Raw genomic sequence first — 1,001 nt, forward strand, 5'->3', positions numbered from 1 at the left:
TGGACAATTGGAAAAGTGATGTGAAATTTTTCAGTGAAAGTTGTTTGAGTCCACATGCCGCGCCCACCGCAATACTTGGCGGCAAGGTGTTGTTCCAACCTGCGCGGCGCAACCTCTTTGTATCAGCGGCAAACCAGGCGCAGACAGCTGAGATTCTTGGGCGATGTCCAGCCCAGGGACGAGGGGCGCGTCCAACCGCACTAGCCAGATCGGGCAGCAGATCGTCGAGTGACAGCTCAACATCGCGCCGGCGCTCACGATTCGGCCGGGTTCGCACTGCTCCTTTGCTCCCGATCAAAGCACGCCTACCGACTACGCGATGAGCGAATCCTTCCAGCCGCACTCGATCGCTTCCGTCAGATATCTGGTCCGCGACCGGTCCTGATGTGCACCGAAAGGCGATGAACCGACTGTCACAGGAAAATCTTTGCAGACTACCTGATTGCCGCCGGCCACCAAGTCGAGCATCTGATCGGCGCGGCGACACGCAAGGACGGACGGCTCACTTCGTTTGCAAAATGCAATGAAGATGGGGCGATCTGTTATTCCGCCTCTACCGGGCAGCTTCGGCTAGATCTTTGACTTGTCTCCCGGCTACATCTCGCCCGCTGGTGCCGCGCCCGGAAAGGCTCGGATTATTGCCCCGAGTACAATGTATCGATTGCATGGGCCGCATCGACGATCGATGATGATGTCGATGCCGCGCGGGCGGCGTGCTTGTGCGGCGACATGGTCGTGACTTTTGACTGGCTTACTCTCGGCGTGGCGGCGAGCGGCGTATTCGCAATTGGCTTCATGAAAGGCGCGTTCGGCGGCGGTTTCGCAATCATAGGCATTCCGCTTCTGGCACTCGTGATGGATCCGATTGTGGCAGGCAGCTTGCTTGCGCCACTTTTCATTGCCATGGACCTGTTCGCGCTGCGCTACTGGAAGCCGACGACGTGGTCAAAACCCGACCTCCTCGCATTGCTTCCGGGCCTAGTCGTCGGCATCGGGCTCGG

At 58.8% G+C, this 1,001-nt stretch carries 1 pseudogene; it reads left to right on the forward strand.

The annotated features are described in order from the left end of the window. Positions 1-729: 729 nt before the first annotated feature. Positions 730-1,001: pseudogene (locus tag AC629_RS44120) on the forward strand (sulfite exporter TauE/SafE family protein); the annotation flags it as partial.

This window comes from Bradyrhizobium sp. NAS80.1 (assembly GCF_001908205.1).
Lineage (GTDB): Bacteria > Pseudomonadota > Alphaproteobacteria > Rhizobiales > Xanthobacteraceae > Bradyrhizobium.